General features: G+C 58.8%; 1 protein-coding gene. It reads left to right on the top strand.

Annotated elements, in window-relative coordinates; translation table 11 throughout:
* The first annotated feature begins 1 nt into the window (after nucleotide 1).
* Nucleotides 2-973 carry an IS110 family transposase gene (locus Q7V21_RS12885; protein WP_304917689.1) on the top strand — a complete coding sequence of 324 codons (972 nt, stop codon included), beginning with the start codon at nucleotides 2-4 and terminating at the stop codon, nucleotides 971-973.
* Nucleotides 974-1262 lie beyond the last annotated feature (289 nt).

A 1262-nucleotide genomic window follows, 5' to 3' on the forward strand; every position in this document is an offset into this window, starting at 1 on the left:
ATTGCACTCGGTGGATCCCGAGACAGGAGAAATCACCAAGCTGAAGCTCAAGCGTGCAGAGATGGTGCCGTTCTTCTCGAATCGGCAGCCCAGTGTTGTTGCGATGGAGGCCTGCGGGAGCTCCCATCACTGGGCACGCCAGTTGCGCGCGCTTGGCCACGAGGTGCGGCTCATTGCGACAAAGTTTGTAAAGCCGTTCGTCAAGGGCAACAAGAACGATGCTGCCGATGCTCGGGCGATATGGGAGGCAGCGCAGCGTCCCGAAATGCGCTTCGTGCCAGTCAAGACTGAAGCCCAGCAGGCGATCTTGGCGTTGCACACCATGCGAGACGGCCTGGTCAAGGCCCGAACTGCTCAGCTACACCAGCTCAGAGCGGTGTTCTACGAGTTGGGATTCGCTCTTCCGGAGGGGCGGCATTGGTGCGTGAAACGTCTGCCAGAGGCATTCGCCAGCCTGGAGAACAAGATCCCCGCCATGGCGATTGAAGCGATGCGGGACCAGTACCAATTGATCGTTCAGCTGTCAGAACGGGTTGATGCGATCGAACGCAAGTTGGAAGCGTTCAAGCGATCTGACGAGCGCTGCGAACGTCTGCTGCAGATCCCAGGGGTAGGGTTGTTAACCGCGACCTCAATCGTTGCCTCGGTGGGTGACGCCAAGGAGTTCAGCTCTGGCCGCGAATTTGCAGCCTGGCTGGGAGTGGTGCCTCGGCACAGTGGCACAGGCGGTCGCGTGCGCATACTCGGCATGAGTAAGCAGGGCAACTCATATCTGCGAGCCATGGTGATTCACTGCGCCAGGGCGGTCATGGCGCGCCAGAAGGAGCATTCACCCTGGCTTGAACGCCTGATGCGCGAGAGACCATGGAACGTCGCTGTGGTTGCTTTGGCTAACAAGATTGCACGAACGATTTGGGCGCTGCTCGCGCACGAAAGGAACTACACGCCAGAGGTCCGATATTCAGCAGCGTGACCTGCATGGCGGCTCAAGGAAACTGAAGTTTGGCAGCGCGAAGATGTGTGATGGCTGAATAGGTTGGACCGGGAGAGGTAGGGCCTGAATCTGTTCCGGAGCTCTCGAAGCTCGATCCGAAGATCAAGGCACCTCTCAGCGAATCCCATCAGGGCCAGCGGGCAACAACGCCTGCGTCAACAGGCCGGATATAAGAATGCAGCCCGCCAATACCGCCAACACACAAAGCGCTTGCAACTTGGGAGGCGTCCATATAGGAGCAGATCATCGGCTTCCTCAAGCAGGCCGA

The organism is Methylophaga sp., assembly GCF_030651745.1.